The sequence below is a fragment of the Vibrio sp. ED002 genome (assembly GCF_023277445.1).
GTDB lineage: Bacteria > Pseudomonadota > Gammaproteobacteria > Enterobacterales > Vibrionaceae > Vibrio > Vibrio jasicida.
Window position 1 is genome coordinate 834,585 of sequence record NZ_CP080238.1, and the last position, 20,382, is coordinate 854,966.

19 protein-coding genes are annotated in these 20,382 nt (G+C 44.4%); 5 read left to right on the forward strand and 14 right to left on the reverse strand.

The genetic code is table 11. The annotated features are described in order from the left end of the window. Positions 1-5: 5 nt before the first annotated feature. The 13 genes from ITG12_RS03990 to ITG12_RS04050 form a co-directional block, all read right to left on the reverse strand. On the reverse strand, positions 6-743 hold the full coding sequence (locus ITG12_RS03990) for an outer membrane lipoprotein-sorting protein (protein ID WP_230677751.1): 738 nt from the start codon (positions 741-743) through the stop codon (positions 6-8). Positions 744-823: 80 nt separating this feature from the next. Further along, a complete protein-coding gene (locus ITG12_RS03995; protein WP_038874721.1) occupies positions 824-3,202 on the reverse strand; it encodes an MMPL family transporter in 2,379 nt (792 codons plus the stop codon). A 204-nt stretch (positions 3,203-3,406) separates the two neighbouring features. Next, positions 3,407-4,195: a TetR/AcrR family transcriptional regulator gene (locus tag ITG12_RS04000; RefSeq protein ID WP_038868643.1), complete on the reverse strand. Its 789-nt coding sequence runs from the start codon at positions 4,193-4,195 to the stop codon at positions 3,407-3,409. A gap of 170 nt (positions 4,196-4,365) precedes the next feature. After that, positions 4,366-5,175, reverse strand: a complete 810-nt coding sequence (locus ITG12_RS04005) for a helix-turn-helix transcriptional regulator (RefSeq protein WP_038868644.1) — start codon at positions 5,173-5,175, stop codon at positions 4,366-4,368. A 635-nt stretch (positions 5,176-5,810) separates the two neighbouring features. Beyond that, positions 5,811-6,125, reverse strand: a complete 315-nt coding sequence (locus ITG12_RS04010) for a heavy metal-binding domain-containing protein (RefSeq protein ID WP_038868645.1) — start codon at positions 6,123-6,125, stop codon at positions 5,811-5,813. A gap of 1 nt (position 6,126) precedes the next feature. Then, the gene (locus ITG12_RS04015) at positions 6,127-6,516 is read right to left on the reverse strand and encodes a VOC family protein (protein ID WP_248873694.1); all 390 of its coding nucleotides are present in this window, start codon (positions 6,514-6,516) and stop codon (positions 6,127-6,129) included. Between the two features lie 10 nt (positions 6,517-6,526). Continuing rightward, positions 6,527-6,907 carry a RidA family protein gene (locus ITG12_RS04020; RefSeq protein WP_038874716.1) on the reverse strand — a complete coding sequence of 127 codons (381 nt, stop codon included), beginning with the start codon at positions 6,905-6,907 and terminating at the stop codon, positions 6,527-6,529. A 306-nt stretch (positions 6,908-7,213) separates the two neighbouring features. Beyond that, complete coding sequence (locus tag ITG12_RS04025; RefSeq protein ID WP_227741108.1) at positions 7,214-7,474, reverse strand: hypothetical protein; 261 nt, start codon at positions 7,472-7,474, stop codon at positions 7,214-7,216. A 320-nt stretch (positions 7,475-7,794) separates the two neighbouring features. Beyond that, a complete protein-coding gene (gene rplT / locus ITG12_RS04030; protein ID WP_004727974.1) occupies positions 7,795-8,148 on the reverse strand; it encodes a 50S ribosomal protein L20 in 354 nt (117 codons plus the stop codon). 40 nt (positions 8,149-8,188) lie between these two features. After that, positions 8,189-8,383, reverse strand: a complete 195-nt coding sequence (gene rpmI / locus ITG12_RS04035; RefSeq protein WP_009705876.1) for a 50S ribosomal protein L35 — start codon at positions 8,381-8,383, stop codon at positions 8,189-8,191. 117 nt (positions 8,384-8,500) lie between these two features. Then, positions 8,501-9,052, reverse strand: coding sequence for a translation initiation factor IF-3 (gene infC, locus ITG12_RS04040; protein WP_080774336.1), 552 nt, complete (start codon positions 9,050-9,052; stop codon positions 8,501-8,503). Between the two features lie 3 nt (positions 9,053-9,055). After that, positions 9,056-10,984, reverse strand: coding sequence for a threonine--tRNA ligase (gene thrS, locus ITG12_RS04045; protein ID WP_038868651.1), 1,929 nt, complete (start codon positions 10,982-10,984; stop codon positions 9,056-9,058). Between the two features lie 304 nt (positions 10,985-11,288). After that, positions 11,289-12,032: a sporulation protein gene (locus ITG12_RS04050; RefSeq protein WP_045407084.1), complete on the reverse strand. Its 744-nt coding sequence runs from the start codon at positions 12,030-12,032 to the stop codon at positions 11,289-11,291. A 198-nt stretch (positions 12,033-12,230) separates the two neighbouring features. On the opposite strand from ITG12_RS04050, the gene hutC reads away from it, so the two are divergent. From hutC to hutH, 5 genes are all read left to right on the forward strand, one after another. Beyond that, positions 12,231-12,938 (forward strand): histidine utilization repressor, encoded by a 708-nt coding sequence (gene hutC, locus ITG12_RS04055; RefSeq protein WP_038874710.1) that lies wholly within the window; start codon positions 12,231-12,233, stop codon positions 12,936-12,938. Positions 12,939-13,057: 119 nt separating this feature from the next. Next, entirely contained in the window at positions 13,058-14,308 is a 1,251-nt protein-coding gene (gene hutI / locus ITG12_RS04060; protein ID WP_248873696.1) for an imidazolonepropionase, read from the forward strand. Between the two features lies 1 nt (position 14,309). After that, entirely contained in the window at positions 14,310-15,323 is a 1,014-nt protein-coding gene (hutG, locus tag ITG12_RS04065) for a formimidoylglutamase (RefSeq protein ID WP_248873698.1), read from the forward strand. A gap of 96 nt (positions 15,324-15,419) precedes the next feature. Continuing rightward, the gene (gene hutU, locus ITG12_RS04070) at positions 15,420-17,117 is read left to right on the forward strand and encodes a urocanate hydratase (RefSeq protein WP_038874701.1); all 1,698 of its coding nucleotides are present in this window, start codon (positions 15,420-15,422) and stop codon (positions 17,115-17,117) included. A gap of 11 nt (positions 17,118-17,128) precedes the next feature. Then, positions 17,129-18,664, forward strand: a complete 1,536-nt coding sequence (gene hutH, locus ITG12_RS04075; RefSeq protein WP_038874698.1) for a histidine ammonia-lyase — start codon at positions 17,129-17,131, stop codon at positions 18,662-18,664. A 97-nt stretch (positions 18,665-18,761) separates the two neighbouring features. Here hutH and ITG12_RS04080 read toward each other — a convergent pair whose 3' ends face one another. Next, positions 18,762-20,378, reverse strand: coding sequence for a M91 family zinc metallopeptidase (locus tag ITG12_RS04080; RefSeq protein WP_063344965.1), 1,617 nt, complete (start codon positions 20,376-20,378; stop codon positions 18,762-18,764). Between the last annotated feature and the right edge of the window lie 4 nt (positions 20,379-20,382).

The following is a 20,382-nucleotide window of genomic DNA, read 5'->3' on the forward strand; positions in this document are numbered from 1 at the left end:
TCTCCTTACTTAACGCGCTTAAGTATGTTTTTGTTGAAATCGGAGTCTTTTAATCCAGTTTGGAACGTTAACTCACTTGTTGTCAGCTCAGTACTCTTGCCGGTCTGGTGATTGGTCATCGCCATCGTGTGCGCTCGCCAATATTGATTTAAGTACTGTTTGTAATCAGAGAAAACCAAAGTCTTAAGTAGCGCGCCTTTACGGTCATAGAACTCTACTTTCATTGGACGATAATGCGCTTTGTCCAACCACACAACTTGCTTGGTGTAACCTGAATTTTTATCGGTTGGAATTTGCTCTAAAACAAACGTATCTTGCCCTTTGATAGCGTCATCCTTGAGATAGTTAAATCGATACTTCTCAATTTCAAACGAACTTAGATCTTCGTACGCAAACTCACTGCCCATAAATGGCCCCGACTTATTACGTGATGCAATACGTTTGACGCGCTTTAATGCAGGTAGATAGAGCCATTGGTCATCGGAACCCACTGTATGTGAATGATTCAGGAATGCTGTGCCTTTTACATCACGTGGCTCATCAAAAATGGTTAACCCTTTGTCACCATCATCAACTACCTCAAGAGACTTTAAGCGCATCGCTCGGGTACTGCTTTCCCCTTGAGCATTTCGCAGGATCATTTGCATTGTCGCAACAGAATCACGCCAACCTTCGTCACGAGCCTTGCGTTCTTGTGCAATTTCCAAACCTTTGGCTTCGTCAGCCCAAGAAAATGGCGTCATGAGAAAAGAGGCTGCTATTACCGCTACTTTCAATCGTGTATTGAGTAAATTCATCATTCTATCCTTGTCTGTTTTCAGAATTACAACTGAGTTGCCGTAACACTTTTCTGTGAGTCCGTATCCGGGTTATTTATTGTCTTGTTTTGTGCATAAGCTTCTTTATCGAATAACATCAATAACGTTGGTAGGAATAAGAAATCCACAACTAAGGCAATAAAGATGACTATCGCACTCAGTTGGCCCATGTCAGCATTCAAACGGAAGCTCGACATTGCCAAAACAGAGAAACCTGCGACTAAAACGACAGTCGTTATCCAGAGTGCTCGCCCCACCGTATGGAACGCATATCTAACCGCTTGCTCGGCAGTTTGCCCTTCTTTACGTGCGCGTTGATATTTTGACAAAAAGTGCACGGCGTCATCGACCACGATCCCGAGTGTCAACGTCACTACGACAGACAATCCTAGGTTGATTTCTCCTGAAATCAGCGCCCATAAACCAAACCCAATGACGGCTGGTGCGATGTTTGGCACCAAGCTGATCAATCCCAGCTTGAGAGAGCGAAGCGCAAAGATGAGCAGTGCTGAAATAAGCACCAATGTGATAGGTAAGGTAGAAAGCATACTTGCCATGTTGGTTTCACCAATGTGGGCAAACATCAACGAAGGGCTCGACGCAACGACTTCATATTGAGGCGCGTTATTCGCAAACCAAGCGTAGATACGATTCTCAAGGTCAACCAATTCAACGCTGCCTAAGTTATCGACGGTCAAAACCATTTTAATTGAGGATTTATCAACATTAATTTGATTGTTGAGATCTAACCCATAAGGCAGTGACATTTCGTAAAGCAGCAAATACTGCGCGGCTAATTCGCGATCTTGTGGTAGTGAATAATAAGCATCATCGTCGGCATGCATGTTTTTATTTAAACGCTTATACACATCCGCCAGAGTTGCGACATGATCAGTTTCCGGCTGAGCACGCAACCAATCGGTGAAACGACCAATCGAGTTCAAAAATATTGGGTCTGCTATTCCCTGCGACTCATTAGTTTTGATGGCAATACTGATGTTTGTCATCCCACTGATTCGCTCTTCCATAAAGTCAGCGGCTTGGCGAAAGTCACTTCGTGAATCAAAGTACTTCACAGATTCATCATTCACTTTGTTTAGCGGGATTAAGCTAGCACTGACAACGATCACTAGAACAGAAAGGGGTAATAAGGCTTTTCGATTTGCCACCACAAAATCACCTAGCTTATCCATAAAATCAGAACCGTTTTTCGATGTATTTTGTTTGACTCGTATCGGTAACAGTTTTAATAAGGCTGGCAACAAAGTAACAGATAAGAAACAGGCAATCATGACGCCCAGCGCGGATAAATTACCGAAGTCTCGTAACACTGGAGAATCCGACATATTCATCATCAGAAAGCCAATCGCCGTTGTTATTGAAGTAATAAGGATTGGCATGAAGTTGAGTGCAATACTGCGTTCTATCGAATGCGCTTTGCTAAATCCATTTTGCATAGACTGACGCATCGTGGCGATAACGTGAACACAATCTGCAACCGCGAGTGTCATGACTAAAGTTGGGACATTGACCGTCGCCGTACTCAGGAACATACCTGCCCAACCAGATAATCCCATAGTTGCCATCACGGACCCGATAATCACGACCAAGGTCGCAATCACACTCAAGAAAGAACGTAACATAATGGTTAGGAACACGAGAATAACAAGCAACATCGTAGGGACCAGCGTAGAACTGTCTTCTTGCGCAGCCGTCATAAAGGCGTAGTTCATCGCGATAATGCCTGCTTTATGAAACTCAACATTTGGGTAATTCTGCTGGTATTGCTCAATCATCCTATTGATGTGGTTCATCACTTCTTGAACTTCAGCGGTCTTATCAACTTCAGGCAATTGAACCGTGATATTTACAATCGTTACGTCGCCCTTCTCAGAAATCAAAGCGTTTTTAATCACTGGTTCCGTCAGGGCAATATGCTTAACTTTGGCAATGCGCGCCGACGTTAATTCATAGTCTTCATAAAGTAGGTCTTCGACAAGAAGATCATCTTCGATTGCTTCGGTATGTTGATAATTCGCAATGGAATCAACACGACTTGAGTAAGGGACTTGCCATGAGTCAACCGTTAAGTTTTGGACAAGTTGGAGGGTTTCTGGGGTGAAGACATCATTGTTATCTGGTGCAATAACAATGGCTAAGTTATCGGTTTTAGCAAAGGTCGTTTGAATTTCATCAAAGGCAAGCAACTGCTTATTAGTGCCATCAAAAAAGATATTATAGTCACCACGGAAATAGAGATTCTTTCCTCCGATGGTCGCGAAAATCACGAGTAATACCGTTGCCAGCAATACCCAGATACTATACTTGGTTGGAATCTTCCCCCATTGTCCGGTGGAAGTTTGTTGAGCTTGGCGGTGTTTCATCACACTCTCCCTTTGTGACGTTTCGTCAAAAGACGGAACAAAAAAGCAGCTTTCACTGTTTCTCGATCCAGATTCGCTTTAAACCTTGTTGTTGCATCACGTTTATAAAATTATTGATGCAAAAACAATCGTTATTGACGATCCGTCAAATAGTGTGATTAAAAAACCAATCTTTATTGGATTGGTTTTTTGCATTCATGGGAATCAGCGATTCACTGAGTCTAAGAATGCAACTTCTTCACTGAACAATTCCTGCTCCACTCGACGCCAAGTTTTACGGTAGTCCCACTCTGTTGAGAGCGGCAACCATCCTAGGCCATCAAGTAACATATTCGCATTGTGAAGCACAGAGAAGGGGTCTTGTAGGCGCTGGATACAACGACTGTTCGATGCATTTTGCGCCAGCGCATTAGAGCCAAACGCAATAGACCAATTAGCAAACACAATAGCATCTGAGCCAACAGCTGGAGAAAACTTAAGATCCCCTATTTCTACTGCATGGTTTACCAAAGCGTCCGCACCGGATATCACTTCTTCTTCCAACTGGTTTAATTCGTTAAGGCGCGTTGGAGATGCTTTTTCTATCACCCACGGCGTTTTAGCAACAATTGCACACGTTGATAATACAGGCTCCATGCGAGCATAAATACGATACCCAACATGCATCGCAATGATCTTCTCGCGAGTATTACCATCAAAGTTTGCCGTACGCTCGAAGAACACGGCTTCACTCTTCAATGAATGGATACATAAAGCAAGAATCACGTCCTCTTTGCTACAAAAATGGTTGTAGATGGTCCCTTTTGAATAAGGGCTCGCTGCGGTTAGCTTATCCATCGTGAGATTTGCAAACCCCTGCTCTTGCACCAATGACTTCGCAAGCTGAATCAACTCTACCTCACGATCGGCAATCGCCTGTTGTTTCTTCGTTAAGCCGGAAACAACACGACAGTCTTGCTGTTTGTCATTCTTTTTGCAGCCAAAATTAAACATAATTCTTTGATCCGTATCCCCATGTGACGCTAACGAATAGTAACACGAATATGATTGGCAGAAAGTTCATTACCTTTCTGACGAATCGTCATAATTGACACATCGTCATGTTAGCTCATCAATTACACATTACAAGTATGAATCTATAAATCACTAAAAATAACTACTAGTTATATTGATAGGCTTGGCTTATCCCCAGCCGAAGCGATCGCACATCGGATATCTTCAATAAAGTTACCATCAGTTTGGACAATTCCATCAGAGAAGGTAACAGGTTGGTGTGGTCCCGCAACCAGTAAGACATTCGTAAAATCGGAGACATTGAAATTTTCTGCTACGACATTCTTGGAGTGAAAATCGAGAACAGTGCTCGCGACCTGTTCTTCTAATGTAAGTAATTGTTCTTCAGTAATTTTCATTCGAGATAATGCAACACGAACACACTTCTCGTGCGTGGTCGTTTGATCCTTGATGATCTCTGTGTACTTGTCGTTAAGCTTCGAGTTCTCAGCGTAGCTGTAGTAAAGCGGACCATGCAGCGTAATGTTGTTTTCTTCATCAACATAAACCAGATCAAGTAACTCTAGCGCGCCTAAATAGTCCGACATACTTTGTTTCGAGAGGTCATACTTTTTCATTAGGATGGTATAGCCGTCTTTCCCACGAAGCATCCGTAACTCTCGATAAAAATCGTAAAGATGAGGAAATTGGAAAAAGACTTCGTCTTGCGTGTGGCTAAAGTAATCTTGATCCTCAGCTTGAAGTTGATTTGCCAGCTTCTGCAATTCATCGAGGGTGCAGTCAACCGCGCGGCAATACTCGAGTAGCTTATCTAGAGCAAGGTTAGTACTAGTTAAATGACGTTTAAAAGTGGACAACGGCATGCCCATTTTCTCAGATAACTCTCGATATGTTAGCCCTTTAGTTTTTATCGCTTGTCGTAATGCGGCTAACAAGTACTCGGGAGTGAGTTCTCTCATCTACAATTCCTTATGGCAATGTTACAGCTGTATAGTATTTGTAACAATTTAGAATCACTTCGCAAGGCATAAGTTCATATTTTTATAAGAAAACTTTGAATTAATATACTTTCATTCACATTTACGATGTTAATACTGGCACTTAAAATGCATTCAGTTTCATTATATTTAGCAAATTCATTACATTATAAACATCATAGTTTTAATGCTATTCGTCGCATTAAATCCTAGAAAGTAAAAATATGGCGAGAGCTTACGACTCAAACAAGCATTATGCGTTAGAACATTTGCCCTAAAAACAATTCATCAAAAAAGGCATAATTATTCATCAGGACTGATGGTTCGTGAACACAATTAGGTTTAGCAGCGCAGTGCGATCGAAGTCACTTTAGTCAAAATTTCAAAGCAACGAATGGATACAATAAATACCTAGAAATGGTGATCTGCATATAAACGATAGGAAGAGGAACCCAATTAGGAACGACGTTGTCTTGGACTTATTGACAACGTCGACAGACTTTTCGTACTAGATGGCGAGACAAACTCACCGACATGAATGACACACAAGGAGGGAGTTAAAAATAGCGAACGAAAAAACAATCTGCACTGTATTAAAACGACAAAAGCCTCTTCGACTATACGAGCTTCACAGCCGTTCCAAACGCAAGAATTTCAGAAGAACCATCAACAATTGAGCTAGTTGTAAAACGGATGCCAACCACCGCATCAGCACCCATATTCGCTGCATCTTCGACCATACGCTGAATCGCGATATTTCGAGCTTCAGTCATCATTTCTGTATAACCGCGAATCTCACCGCCAACGATACTTTTTAGACCCGCCATGAAGTCTCGACCAATGTGTTTAGATTGAACCACATTCCCCGTTACTACACCCTTTATCTCAGCGATTTCTCGTCCTGGAATCGTCTCGGTTGTTGAATAAATCATGTTAAGCCTCAGTAAGATAGTTAGATAACTCAATCAAGTTACCATCTGGGCCTCGAATGTAAACAGATAGGATGTTACCAATTGCACCGGTCCGTTGAACAGGCCCTTCAATTACCTCAATAGCATGAACTTCAAGGTGAGAGATAATATCCAAGATAGGTGTGTCTGTAATAAAACACAAATCAGCACTGCCAGAAGCAACTTGACGTGCTTTAGGTTCAAACTCGCTCCCTAGTTGGTGAAGATTTATCTTTTGCTTTCCATAAATCAAGGCTACTCGTCCTTCACCGAAAGTAACACTTTCCATACCGAGAACCTGTATATAGAAATCCAGTGTGGTTTGAATGTCTTTAACTGTCAGTACAAGGTGATCCAAACGGTTTATTTTCATTAAAGCCTCTCTATAATGCTTCAGATGAGATGACTGCCTCAATCTCAATAGATAAGTCGGGGTGAATCAAACGGCTCACCTCGACTAATGAACAAGCCGGTAAATAACCCTCATAGAAGTCGAATAATACCGAGCGAATCTCTGACAGTTGGTTTATATCGGTTATAAATATCGTCAGCTTGATGAGGTCACGTTTCTCTCTTTGTTCTTCCGCAAGTATTTTCGATAAGTAAGACAGAATCGTTTTTGTTTGCTCGATTAGATTTTCACTTTGGCTCGGTGAACCCATGGCTGTCAATCCGGAAACATACAAGGTCTCACAATGTCTTGCCGCATGGACATAAGGACCAGCAATTTGCGGCAAAAATTCGTAACTGATGCGTTGAACCATTTTGACTCCCCTTCCCTAGCGGTTGTATTTCCGTTTACTCAATATCTCTTTCACTTCGTGCGTTTTTTCTAAATCTACTTCATAAACATTGGCTAATGCACAAACATATTATACCCAAACGTCTTCAATGAGCAGGATTCAGAGCGTTGTCACTGACTCTAGTTCAAAGTCAAACAACTTGAGGAATAGTCTTTCTATTTCCATTTTGTTTGGCAAAGAAATAGTGTTAGTGACACGCTCCCAAAGGGCGATTTGCCTTGGCTTGTATACTTTGTTGTCGATTTTCGATTTAGAACCACTAGATCTTTAAATCGCCGCCGCGTCTACAAACCAATGCAATCTCGCTGAACCTAGCGCATTGAGGATATTTGGGTATACGCGTACGTCGTAGAGTTCTTCCGCGATTGTTCCTTTAATTGTGTCCTCTGTCGGTTGTCCTGTGGCGTCTTTCCTAATCGATTCAGACAACTCACCCACTTCTTCAATCAGTTTGAGGAAATAATGCTGTTTCTGTTCCGGGTCGTGATCAAACTCTTTTATATGCGCTTGTAGTTGTCGAATGTCCATTTCTAATCCTTTTTTGTTTGTAATCCTAATAAACCCTACCATAAGTAGATAACAGAATGATTTAACGCGATATTCCCAATAGCTCGGTAACACAGATGCTCCTTATCCATGACTTGATGAGTTGAGGCAAAATAACAAATCAGCCATTGGAGCAACTTATTTGGTAAGAGTTGGGATATAAACGGGAAACGGGAAACGGGAAACGGGAAACGGGAAACGGGAAACGGGAAACGGGAAACGGGAAAGTCTATGGTAGGGGAAACAGAAAGCAATAAAAAAGGAGAGCTAATGCTCTCCTTTTCTTAATCCTAAACTGCTAATTAAAGAGCAGCTTTCGCTTTTTCAACTAGAACAGCAAATGCTGCTTTATCGAATACTGCGATGTCCGCTAGGATCTTACGGTCGATCTCGATAGATGCTTTCTTAAGACCGTTGATGAAACGGCTGTAAGATAGACCATTTTGACGAGATGCTGCGTTGATACGTGCAATCCATAGTTGACGGAATTGACGTTTCTTAGCGCGACGGTCACGGTAAGCGTATTGACCAGCTTTAGTAACTGCTTGGAAAGCTACGCGGTAAACACGTGAACGTGCACCGTAGTAACCTTTAGCTTGTTTTAGAACTTTCTTATGACGTGCACGAGCTTGTACACCACGTTTTACGCGAGGCATTATGCTTCTCCTAAACTAAACGATTGATAACTATAAAGAATTAAGCGTATGGCAACATACGAACAACTGCAGCAACTTCACAACGTGGAAGAATTGCATTTGGACGTAGCTGACGCTTGTTCTTAGTAGTACGCTTAGTCAGGATGTGACGTTTTGTAGCGTGCTTGTACTTAATACCACCAGCAGTTTTCTTAAAACGCTTAGCAGCACCTTTGTTGGTTTTCATCTTAGGCATGATGAATAACTCCGCATTGAGTAGGTTTAATAAACAACGTAATTAGGGCGAACAAAACCCAGCCGCTTACCTTTAAAAGGGAAACGGCTAGGTCTTAATTACTTGATGAGCCGTTAATTACTTCTTTTTAGGGGCTAGAACCATGATCATCTGACGACCTTCGATTCGACTTGGGAAAGATTCCACTACAGCAAAGTCTACAGTGTCTTCTTTTAAGCGATGAAGAACGTCAACACCGATGTCTTGGTGCGCCATTTCTCGGCCACGGAAGCGAATTGTTACCTTCACTTTGTTGCCTTCTTCAAGGAAACGCGTCAGGTTGCGTAGTTTTACCTGATAGTCTCCAATATCAGTTCCAGGACGGAATTTTACTTCCTTAATCTGAACCTGTTTTTGCTTTTTCTTCTGCTCTTTAGCAGATTTGCTCTTCTCAAAGAGGAATTTGCCGTAGTCCATAACACGACAGACTGGCGGCTCAGCGTTAGGACTGATCTCCACAAGATCCATGCCTGCTTCTTCAGCAGCTGCGATCGCTTCTTGAATCGATACAACACCAACTGATTCACCGTCAGCGCCAGTTAGTCGAACTTCACGAACGCCACGAATTTCACCGTTCATACGGTGTGGGTTTTGTTTTACCGGCTGTTGGCCGCGTCTTCCGCCTTTAATAGCTTATTCCTCCAGATTGAGCTTACGGCTTGAAATCTCGTCTTGGATGTATGCAATGAAATCATCCACTTTAAATTTGCCGAGATCTTTACCTTTACGAGTACGTACTGCGATTTCGCCAGCTTCCATTTCTTGGTCACCGACAACAAGCATATACGGTACACGCTTCAAAGTGTGTTCGCGGATTTTAAAGCCAATCTTCTCATTTCTCAAGTCCGCTTTAGCTCTAATTCCACTTTTTTGTAGTTTTTGTACTACTTCCTGAACATAATCTGACTGTTTATCAGTAATGTTCATAAGAATTGCCTGTTCTGGCGCCAACCAAGTTGGGAAGAAACCAGCATATTCTTCGATAAGAATACCAATGAAACGCTCTAGTGAACCTAGAATTGCACGGTGAATCATCACCGGAACAAGACGTTCATTGTTTTCACCTACGTAAGTTGCACCTAAGCGACCTGGTAGGTTGAAGTCTAACTGAACAGTACCACACTGCCATGCACGGTCTAGACAGTCGTATAGCGTGAATTCAATCTTAGGACCGTAGAATGCACCCTCGCCTTCTTGAATCTCGTATGGAATTTCCATTGATTCTAGAGACTGTTTCAATGCTTCTTCAGATTGATCCCAGATTTCATCTGAACCTACACGTTTCTCTGGACGAGTAGACAGTTTCACTACGATGTTGTCGAAACCAAATGTTTGGTACGTATCGTACACCATCTTGATACAATTTGTTACTTCTTCTTGAATTTGGCTCTCAGTACAGAAAATGTGAGCGTCATCCTGAGTAAAACCACGTACACGCATAATGCCGTGTAGTGCACCAGATGGTTCGTTACGGTGACATGAGCCAAACTCAGCCATACGTAGCGGTAGATCACGGTACGATTTTAGACCTTGGTTAAAGATCTGCACGTGACCTGGACAGTTCATTGGTTTCAGTGCGTATTCACGGTTTTCAGAAGAAGTGGTGAACATCGCATCAGCGTACTTGTCCCAGTGACCAGAACGTTCCCAAAGAACACGGTCCATAATAAGTGGACCTTTTACTTCCTGGTAACCGTATTCGTCTAACTTAGAGCGTACAAATACTTCAAGGTCACGGAAGATAGACCAACCATTGTGATGCCAGAACACCATACCTGGTGCTTCTTGTTGCATGTGGAATAGGTCTAGTTGCTTACCAAGTTTACGGTGGTCACGCTTCGCTGCTTCTTCAAGGCGAGTAAGGTGCGCTTTCAGTGCTTTCTTATCGTGGAAAGCCGTACCGTAGATACGTTGAAGCATTTTGTTGTCGCTGTTACCACGCCAGTAAGCACCCGCAACATTCAATAGAGTGAAATGTTGACAGAAACTCATGTTAGGAACGTGAGGACCGCGACACATGTCGATGTATTCTTCATGGTGGTAAAGACCTGGACGATCATCACGAGATACGTTTTCGTCTAGGATTTCCACTTTGTATGGTTCGCCACGTGATTCAAATGTATCACGTGCTTCCTGCCAGCTAACCTTTTTCTTAACAACTTCGTACTTGGTCTTCGCTAGTTCTTTCATACGCTTTTCAATCTTTTCAAGATCGTCTTGCGTTAGAGATTCTTCTAGGTCGATATCGTAGTAGAAGCCATTGTCGATGGTTGGACCGATCGCCATTTTAGCTTGCGGGTAAAGTTGCTTTAGAGCGTGACCAAGAAGGTGAGCACATGAGTGACGAACGATTTCTAAACCGTCGACTTCATCTTTAACTGTGATGATCTCAAGGCTTGCGTCTTCTTCAATTAAGTCACACGCATCAACGCGGTTACCATTTACACGACCAGCGATAGTTGCTTTTGCAAGACCAGGACCGATCGATTGCGCAACTTCCATAGTAGAAACTGGGTTGTCAAATTGACGCTGACTGCCGTCAGGAAGAGTAATAATAGGCATGCTATATCCTTTACAGTGGTGTTGCACACCAAGCAACACATGTTATTCAAATTAGAAGATTTTTCGAGAATCGGTAAAGGCCGCTCGGTAACACGAATACCGGACCAATATCGAGAAGGGGATTGTACCTAGCTCACATTTAGAATGCAAAGAGCGATTTCAATTTGTCACTGAAACTTCATTGTTCAACGAATGAGAGCCTCAATAATTTTGAAAAAAAATCGACGCGATCTAAAAATGAAAATAGCTCTGATAGTGAGCGTTCCTCTTCCATCAGAGCTTATGAGAACCGTAGAGTAAGCGATTACAGGTTAAGAGTCGGAGCGATTGCTGCTGCAACCTGTGAATCTGTCGCATCAACAGGTAAAGAGAATGAACGATACTGATCACCAGACATGCTAAATGAGCGGTCGATCTCCGCTAAGCAATGGAGCGTCGCACCATCCAATATAAATGACAATTCGATTTCTTTAGTGGAAACGAAGCCGTTATTACGGAACTCTAGCTCTTGGTAAATACCCGAACGTGACGAGAATGTATTACCACGTAAGAAGCCCTTCTCTACATCGGCTTTAACCATAGTAAAACCAGCTTGCTCAATGGCGCCAATTACTCGTGATGCTGCGGGTAATGGCTTTACTTCAATGTAGTCACGATCGCGTGGGTCAATCGCAAAACCGATGTCTAATGTGGTTTCTACCCAAACGTGGCACTGGTTTTTCATTGCGCTTACTGCCGTAATTGGCGTTTCATCGTGCAGTTTTAACTCGAACGGCACTTGTTTTTGTTCATTCGGTTGGATGATGAAAGGTTCAACCGCCTTCAATTGATCGATCGTGAATGTCTGGTAACTAACGCTGTCATCTGCTTCTACTTTCATTTCCGTGTTCAGTTTGATGGTGATGGCATCAATTTGTTGTTCAACATCACCACCTTTGATTTGGACGTGACCACGTAATATTGAACCTTGATAAACGCTCATCTCATCTAAAATCGTATCTACCTTTGCCGAGCCGATACCAAGCGATGCTTTTAGTTTTTTAAACATGGAATTCCTTTGTGACTGCCTGTTTTATTAATTTTGTTGTGGAGAACCTTTGTTTACACAACTGATGAAAGTACTGCAAGCAATAGACCTCAAGAATGCGGACTAATTCCTTTTATCTATTCACAGAATAGGTTTAGGTATTTGCAATTTGTACATAGATTACGCACTATTTGTATAGTCAATTAAAAGGAAGTCATTATGTCTGCGCCACTTTATAAGCAAATCAAACAGTTTATCCTCGATAAAATTGATTCGGGAGAGTGGATGGTTGGACACCGCATCGCGACAGAATTTGAGCTGACCGAACAATTCGGAGTCAGTCGAATGACGGTAAATAAAGCCATTAGAGACTTAGTTAACGAAGGCAAACTGCAACGCCGCCCTCGCCTCGGCACCTTTGTTTGTGATCCGGCTGAGAAGTCTGAATCTCCCCTATTAGACATTCGTAACATTGCTGATGAGATCAGCAATCGTGGTCGAGAGCATCATAGTGAAGTTCTCCGACAAATTGCAATCAAAGCGGACGATGATATCGCAACCAAACTGGGCGTCATGCTTGGTACTACCGTATTCTACAGCGAGATCATTCATTTTGAAGATAGCACACCAATACAGCTAGAACTTCGTTGGGTGAACAGTCAATATGCACCAAGTTACCTCAATCAAGACTTCACGTGCATGACACCAAACCAATACCTTTCTAATAACTGCCCTCTTAGCGCCATCGAACATACCGTAGAAGCCATTGTCCCAGATGGACGCGTGAAGCAAGATCTTAAAATGCAAGCTGATGAACCATGCTTACTGCTCAACCGACGCACATGGAGTCAAGACAAACTGGTCAGCACCGCGTTACTTTATCACCCAGGCAATAAGTACAAATTAAGCTCTAAGATCTTATTGTAAACTAGGCATTACTTCTTCGTTTTGATCACATTTCAGCAACATTAGTCTTGTCAGTGGTGCTTTTTTCTCCTATTTATTTGTATATACATTTAATCAAGCAAGTATTGGGACGAATGGAAATGGATTTGTTGATTGAAAATGCACGACTGGTAACCATGCAAGAAAGAGAACAAGGATACTTGCCAACTCCAATTGCTCGTGTGGGAATTCGATCAGGAAAAATTGTCGCCATCAGCACGAAAGAACAAGGTAACGATAGCGAACATACCGAATCCATTTTGAATCCAGACCACTACGAACAAACCATTGATCTTCAAAGCAAGCTTTTGTTGCCAGGTTTGATTGATTGCCACACTCATCTTGTGTACGCCGGAAATCGAGCCAACGAGTTTGAAATGCGCCTCAATGGTGTGCCTTATGAAGAAATCGCCAAGCAAGGCGGCGGTATTCTCTCTACCGTTCATGCCACTCGTGCCGCCACTGTAGAACAACTTATCGAACTCGCTTTACCACGTTTAGATGGATTGCTCGCAAGCGGAGTTACCTCTATCGAAGTTAAGTCTGGTTACGGTCTCACGCTAGCTGATGAAATCAAGATGCTGCGAGCAGCGAAAGCCTTAGAGCAAGAGCGCAAAGTCAAAATCACCACAACCCTGCTCGCCGCTCATGCACTTCCACCAGAATTTAAAGACCGTGCTGACGATTATATCCAACATATTTGTGATGACATTATTCCGCTCGTGGCAGAAGAAAAGCTCGCCACCAGCGTCGATGTGTTTTGTGAATCGATTGGTTTTAACTTAGTCCAAACAGAGCGTGTCTTTGAAGCGGCAAAAAAACATGGCTTGCATGTGAAAGGTCATACTGAGCAGCTCTCTGATTTAGGTGGTACGGCTCTAACCGCCCAATACAATGGTCTTTCTGCCGATCATATTGAATATCTGGATGAAATTGGCGTACGTGCCCTTGCCTACTCTTCTACCGTCGCAACCTTGCTCCCTGGCGCATTTTACTTCTTACGTGAAACCCAATTACCACCTATCGATTTGCTTAGAACGCACAAGGTGCCAATGGCGATAGCGACGGATATCAACCCTGGCACGTCACCATTCGCAGATTTAACCCTGATGATGAACATGGCTTGCACTCTGTTCCGTTTAACACCTCAAGAAGCACTGCGTGGCGTCACTCAAAACGCAGCAAAAGCATTGGGTTATGGGGAATCTCGTGGCATGATTGAAGTCGGTTATGACGCTGACTTCTCAATCTGGGATATCGAACACCCAGCAGACCTCAGTTACCAAGTCGGTACAAAGCGTTTGGTAGGTCGTATAGTCAATGGTGAATATATCTCTCACGGAGGACTGTGACATGGCTCAATCAGATCTGAATACCGCTCCATTTCACTGGCAAGGTCGCCACGATGCTGAAGATGGAGAACTGGGTAAACGCGTTCACCACGTGATTAAAAATATTTCTGTCGAAGAGTTGCCGAGCAAAAGCGAAGGCGTCTCGATCCTTGGTTTTGCTACCGATGCGGGTGTTGCCAGAAATAAAGGCCGTATTGGCGCGAAAAAGTCACCGGATTTAATCCGTCGTGCCCTAGCCAATCTCGCTTGGCACCAAGATGCGCCGCTTTACGACCTCGGTACTGTTGTTTGCGAAGACGACTTACTAGAGAGCAGCCAATCGCAATGCGCGGCCACAGTTGCTCAGGCACTACCCCATTCACCTGTCGTCGTCCTAGGTGGCGGGCATGAGATCGCATGGGCGTCATTTTCTGGGTTGGCCGAATACTTCAAAACTCATCACCCAGAAAAGCGGCCAAAGATTGGCATAATCAACTTCGACGCACATTTTGACCTACGCGCTTTTGAAAGTTCGCTGGCAGATGTAAAACCAAGCTCAGGCACACCGTTTAATCAAATTCATCACTTCTGCCAACGCAATGATTGGAAGTTTCATTACGCTTGCATTGGTGTCAGTCGCAGCAGCAATACCAAAGCACTATTCCAGAAAGCGGACGAACTCAACGTTTGGTATGTGGAAGACAAACAGCTTTGCTACATGAACCACAGCTACCATTTAACGCAGCTACAGCACTTTATCGATGACTGCGATTACCTCTATCTAACGATTGATTTGGACGTATTCCCTGCGACAACAGCTCCGGGTGTAAGCGCCCCAGCAGCGAGAGGAGTCAGCTACGACATCATTTCGCCGTTTCTCGACCGAATCCTACATTACAAAAACAAGCTTATGCTGGCAGACATTGCCGAGTACAACCCCACGTACGATGTTGACAGTCAAACAGCTCGATTGGCAGCCCGCCTATGTTGGGACATTGCCAATGCCATGACAGAGAAAGACCACAAGCCTAAATAAGCAAACCCAATAACGATTAACTCGAACAGCACTTTACTCGAGTAGAAATAGCCAAGCACAGACTTGGTACACACGTGAAACTAAAGGAGTCTTAAAATGACACAGCGCCAAGGACAAGATCCACGACTTGATACCAGCAGAACAATTCGTGCTCCACGCGGTACCGACCTGCGCGCCAAATCTTGGCTGACGGAAGCCCCACTTCGTATGCTGATGAACAACCTTGACCCAGACGTAGCCGAGCACCCTCACTCGCTCGTTGTATACGGTGGTATCGGTCGAGCAGCACGAAATTGGGAATGCTTCGATAAGATTGTTGAAGTGTTAGAAAGACTCGACGATGACCAAACTCTTCTCGTTCAATCAGGCAAACCAGTTGGCGTTTTCCCGACTCACAAAAATGCGCCACGCGTTCTGATTGCGAACTCAAACCTAGTTCCACATTGGGCCAATTGGGAGCACTTCAATGAGCTCGATAAAGAAGGCCTGATGATGTACGGACAAATGACTGCAGGTAGCTGGATTTACATCGGCTCACAAGGCATTGTTCAAGGCACTTACGAGACGTTTGTCTCGGTCGCTAAAAAGCACTTTAACGGCGAGGCAAAAGGTCGTTGGATTTTAACTGGCGGTCTAGGTGGTATGGGTGGCGCGCAAACCTTAGCAGGTACCATGGCAGGCTTCTCTATGATAGCCGTCGAGTGCGATGAATCACGTATCGATTACCGTCTACGCACAGGCTACGTCGACAAGAAAGCCACATCGTTGGATGAAGCGCTAGCGATGATCAAAGAATCCGACACGCCTATTTCTGTCGGTCTACTAGGCAACGCAGCAGACATCTTCCCAGAGCTTGTGGAACGTAACATCACACCAGATGTAGTAACAGACCAAACCTCTGCGCACGACCCATTGAACGGCTACTTACCTCAAGGTTGGAGCATGTCTCATGCAGCAGAAATGCGCTTGCAAAATGAAGCCGGCGTAGTGAAAGCGGCGAAACAATCAATGGCTGTACAAGTTCAAGCCATGCTAGAGCTGCAAAACCGCGGCGCTGCAACACTGGATTACGGAAACAATATCCGTCAAATGGCGTTGGAAGAAGGCGTAGAAAACGCATTTGATTTCCCTGGTTTCGTACCGGCTTACATTCGCCCATTATTCTGTGAAGGTATTGGGCCATTCCGTTGGGCAGCGTTGTCTGGCGATCCAGAGGACATCTACAAAACCGATCAGAAAGTAAAAGAGCTGATCCCTGATAACCCTCACCTGCACAACTGGCTAGACATGGCACGTGAACGCATTCAGTTCCAAGGTCTACCGGCACGTATCTGTTGGGTGGGTTTAAAAGACCGTGAACGTCTTGGCCAAGCCTTCAACGAAATGGTGAAAAATGGTGAACTTAAAGCACCGGTTGTTATTGGCCGTGACCACTTAGACTCCGGCTCTGTAGCCAGCCCGAACCGAGAAACCGAAGGTATGATGGATGGCTCTGATGCCGTATCGGATTGGCCGCTACTTAATGCGCTATTGAATACAGCAGGCGGCGCAACGTGGGTGTCTCTACACCACGGAGGCGGTGTTGGTATGGGCTTCTCTCAACACTCGGGAATGGTTATTTGTTGTGATGGCAGTGATGATGCGTCTGAGCGTATTGCTCGCGTACTTCACAATGACCCAGCGACGGGCGTTATGCGTCATGCTGATGCCGGCTACGACATCGCCAAACAATGCGCAGCCGAACAAAAATTAGATCTACCAATGCTCAACGAAGAACTGAAAAAGCTGAAGTAAGGATGAAAGACATGCTCAATTTAACGCTAAAGCCAGGCCATATTAGCTTAAACGAACTGCGTCAGGTGAGCCGCTCACCTGTCAACCTTACTCTCGACCCAGAAGCCATTCCGGCCATTGAGGAAAGCACTCAAGTTGTAGACCGAGTGATTGCAGAAGATCGCACCGTTTATGGCATCAATACGGGTTTCGGTCTACTCGCGAACACACGTATTGCGCCAGAAGATCTAGAAACACTGCAACGCAGTATTGTACTCTCTCACGCGGCAGGCATCGGGAAATTCATGTCTGACGAAACCGTTCGCTTAATGATGGTTCTTAAGATCAATAGCCTTGCGCGTGGCTTCTCTGGCTTGCGCTTGAAAGTCATCAACATGCTGATTGACCTTGTGAATGCGCAGGTGTATCCATGCGTTCCACAAAAAGGCTCAGTAGGCGCATCGGGTGACTTAGCGCCGCTGGCTCACATGAGTACGGTGCTTCTTGGTGAAGGCCAAGCACGTCACAATGGCAAAGTCATTTCTGGCTTAGAAGCTCTGCAAATTGCCGGTCTAGAGCCAATCACGCTGGCCCCAAAAGAAGGTTTAGCACTGCTTAACGGTACTCAAGCGTCAACGGCATTTGCACTGGAAGGCCTATTCATCGCAGAGGATCTGTTCTCATCCGCGACGGTTTGCGGGGCGATGTCGGTAGAAGCTGCATTAGGTAGCCGTCGTCCGTTCGACCCTCGCATTCATCGTGTTCGTGGTCATCGTAGCCAAATGGATGCCGCATTAGCGTATCGACATATGCTAGAAGCAACCAGCGAGATTGGTGAATCACACACCGATTGCGAAAAAGTACAAGATCCATATTCACTTCGTTGCCAACCTCAAGTCATGGGCGCATGTTTACAGCAAATTCGTAATTCCGCGGAGATCCTGCAAGTAGAAGCGAACTCAGTATCAGATAACCCGTTGGTGTTTGCTGAAGATAACGACATCATCTCCGGCGGTAACTTCCATGCCGAGCCCGTGGCAATGGCCGCAGATAACCTTGCCCTTGCGATTGCAGAAATTGGTAGCTTGTCAGAGCGTCGTATGGCACTGCTTATTGATAGCGCGCTATCTAAGCTTCCTCCATTCTTGGTCGACAATGGCGGTGTGAACTCAGGCTTTATGATTGCGCAGGTGACGTCGGCTGCGTTAGCAAGTGAAAACAAAACACTGGCTCACCCTGCTTCTGTCGATAGCTTGCCAACATCCGCAAATCAAGAAGACCATGTTTCGATGGCAACTTTTGCGGCTCGCCGCCTGAAAGAGATGGGAGAAAACACGCGTGGTATTTTGGCGGTTGAATACTTATCAGCCGCGCAAGGGTTGGATTTCCGTGCACCAAACAAGTCCTCCGAACGCATCGAGATTGCTAAGCAAATGCTGCGCGAGAAAGTCTCGTTCTACGACAAAGACCGTTACTTCGCACCCGATATTGAGCAGGCAAACGCCCTTCTCAAACTGGCACTGCACAATGCATTAATGCCAGAGAGTTTGCTCCCTAGCGTGCACTAATACACTTCTTATTAAGAAAAAGCCGATTGAGCAGCACACTCAATCGGCTTTGTTTTTTGATTCTTCTTGTTACCTTTGTAGCAACATCATCAGCACATTACTGAATACTGCAAATGTTGAAACGGCTACGGCTGCCAGAGCCGAGCATTTTCACATTCTGTTTTTCTCGGATATTCAACCAAGCGGTACTCTCTTCTACACTCAAGTTTGAAGGTTGATAATCGAGATTAGAATGTCGTGAGACCAGAACTTGCTTATTGAGGTCGTCTGATAAGCTATCGACGATGTTTGTTGTCATTTGACCATCGGAATACGCCATCACGAGTACAGTATCTTGACCTTCGAGTTCTTGTGAAAGTAAGGATTGATTGTCCAAACTAAACTGAACATCTTTGTATCCACCCGAACTTTCGGGTTGCCCAAGAATTGCGCGGTACATTCGGCTGCGTTTTTTCTTCTTCAAACTCGCCAGAGGCGTTTCATTTTCAGAACTATAAGCATTGACCACTTTAATGTTGTTCTTAGCAGCATAATTTAAGATCGCACTTTGGTTCCCTAAACCACGCCTTGTCAGCGCCGGAGAGTGTTGTAAGCTTTGCGATAATCGTTGCTCGGTCGCATCAATAAGCACAATCGCCGTCTCCTTGCCTTCACTCAAAGACTGGTTCAATGCTCGACGAACTTCGACATGGGCTTGCTTACCCTCCAAAGTATTCCATTTGGGTGATAGAGATCCTGCAGCAGCTGGCCTTACCTCAACCGTATAAGGATGATATTGGTACTGCCCTGCAGGCCAATAAGTATTTCTCTTATATGCGCCAAGATCATCGGCCAAATGAAACTCACTCACTACCTTTTCATTTTTCAAATAAGCTTTCGGCTTGTTCTGCCCATTAGATTTCCAGCGGAAGTACATCTCTTCCCGCCTCATGATCGCATCACTACGAATTGCACTTATCGCAGTCTCAGCATCTCTGCCGCTTTCTGCATTGTTATAATGGAAAATTCCCGTCGTTTGATATTCGGCATTTTCAATCGAGTACTCCGTAACCTGTCCGGTTTCGGGATGACGATGCTTTAATAGCACACTACCTGGAGGCATCGCGCCTGAAGCGTAATCACGAGCATGAATTAACTCATGACCTAGCGCGACCGCTTGATCAAAAGGCTTGTCCGTTCCCGGAATATTAACCACCTCTTGGGTAGAAAAGAACACCGTGTTTGACACGCCTTTTCCATCAAATTGCCTTGAATAGACAAGCTCAGACTTTTGCCTATCAACGAAACTGGAAGGAACGGTCTCAAACAAACGACCAGCGCTTTCCGGCTCGCGAATCACGGTCACCACATTAACCTTGTTCGTATCAACGCCTTGAAGATGCTCAATAAGGGGGGCTACAGTATCTTCTGGAGCATTGACGGGAGTATAAGTCGCGATTTGGCGCAACACTTCTCGCCCAGTCGGTGATATTTTCAGCTTTTGAATCAGAAGTTTAATATCTGCAAGATAAGCGTCATCCTTTGTTTGTACATACAGGTTAGTTGATACTCGATAGAGATTACCGTACTGCGGGGTGTTGTACCCATAAATGACCTTCACACCATCAGGGGCAGCATAAAACTCCCCCATCTCTGCACCACCACCAGCAAAAGCACTTCCAATCAATATTGAGAATGTAAAAATGACTGACATCACTTTTGTTAAAGTTTTCATCCTA

Coding starts and splice junctions, on each gene's coding strand:
- ITG12_RS04080 (WP_063344965.1), bottom strand. CDS start 20,378: ATGAAAACTTTAACAAAAGTGATGTCAGTCATTTTTACATTCTCAATA.
- ITG12_RS04005 (WP_038868644.1), bottom strand. CDS start 5,175: ATGAGAGAACTCACTCCCGAGTACTTGTTAGCCGCATTACGACAAGCG.
- ITG12_RS04000 (WP_038868643.1), bottom strand. CDS start 4,195: ATGTTTAATTTTGGCTGCAAAAAGAATGACAAACAGCAAGACTGTCGT.
- ITG12_RS04020 (WP_038874716.1), bottom strand. CDS start 6,907: ATGGTTCAACGCATCAGTTACGAATTTTTGCCGCAAATTGCTGGTCCT.
- ITG12_RS04010 (WP_038868645.1), bottom strand. CDS start 6,125: ATGATTTATTCAACAACCGAGACGATTCCAGGACGAGAAATCGCTGAG.
- hutU (WP_038874701.1), top strand. CDS start 15,420: ATGACACAGCGCCAAGGACAAGATCCACGACTTGATACCAGCAGAACA.
- rplT (WP_004727974.1), bottom strand. CDS start 8,148: ATGCCTCGCGTAAAACGTGGTGTACAAGCTCGTGCACGTCATAAGAAA.
- ITG12_RS03990 (WP_230677751.1), bottom strand. CDS start 743: ATGACGCCATTTTCTTGGGCTGACGAAGCCAAAGGTTTGGAAATTGCA.
- hutH (WP_038874698.1), top strand. CDS start 17,129: ATGCTCAATTTAACGCTAAAGCCAGGCCATATTAGCTTAAACGAACTG.
- hutI (WP_248873696.1), top strand. CDS start 13,058: ATGGATTTGTTGATTGAAAATGCACGACTGGTAACCATGCAAGAAAGA.
- thrS (WP_038868651.1), bottom strand. CDS start 10,984: ATGCCTATTATTACTCTTCCTGACGGCAGTCAGCGTCAATTTGACAAC.
- hutG (WP_248873698.1), top strand. CDS start 14,310: ATGGCTCAATCAGATCTGAATACCGCTCCATTTCACTGGCAAGGTCGC.
- rpmI (WP_009705876.1), bottom strand. CDS start 8,383: ATGCCTAAGATGAAAACCAACAAAGGTGCTGCTAAGCGTTTTAAGAAA.
- ITG12_RS03995 (WP_038874721.1), bottom strand. CDS start 3,202: ATGAAACACCGCCAAGCTCAACAAACTTCCACCGGACAATGGGGGAAG.
- ITG12_RS04015 (WP_248873694.1), bottom strand. CDS start 6,516: ATGAAAATAAACCGTTTGGATCACCTTGTACTGACAGTTAAAGACATT.
- hutC (WP_038874710.1), top strand. CDS start 12,231: ATGTCTGCGCCACTTTATAAGCAAATCAAACAGTTTATCCTCGATAAA.
- ITG12_RS04050 (WP_045407084.1), bottom strand. CDS start 12,032: ATGTTTAAAAAACTAAAAGCATCGCTTGGTATCGGCTCGGCAAAGGTA.
- ITG12_RS04025 (WP_227741108.1), bottom strand. CDS start 7,474: ATGGACATTCGACAACTACAAGCGCATATAAAAGAGTTTGATCACGAC.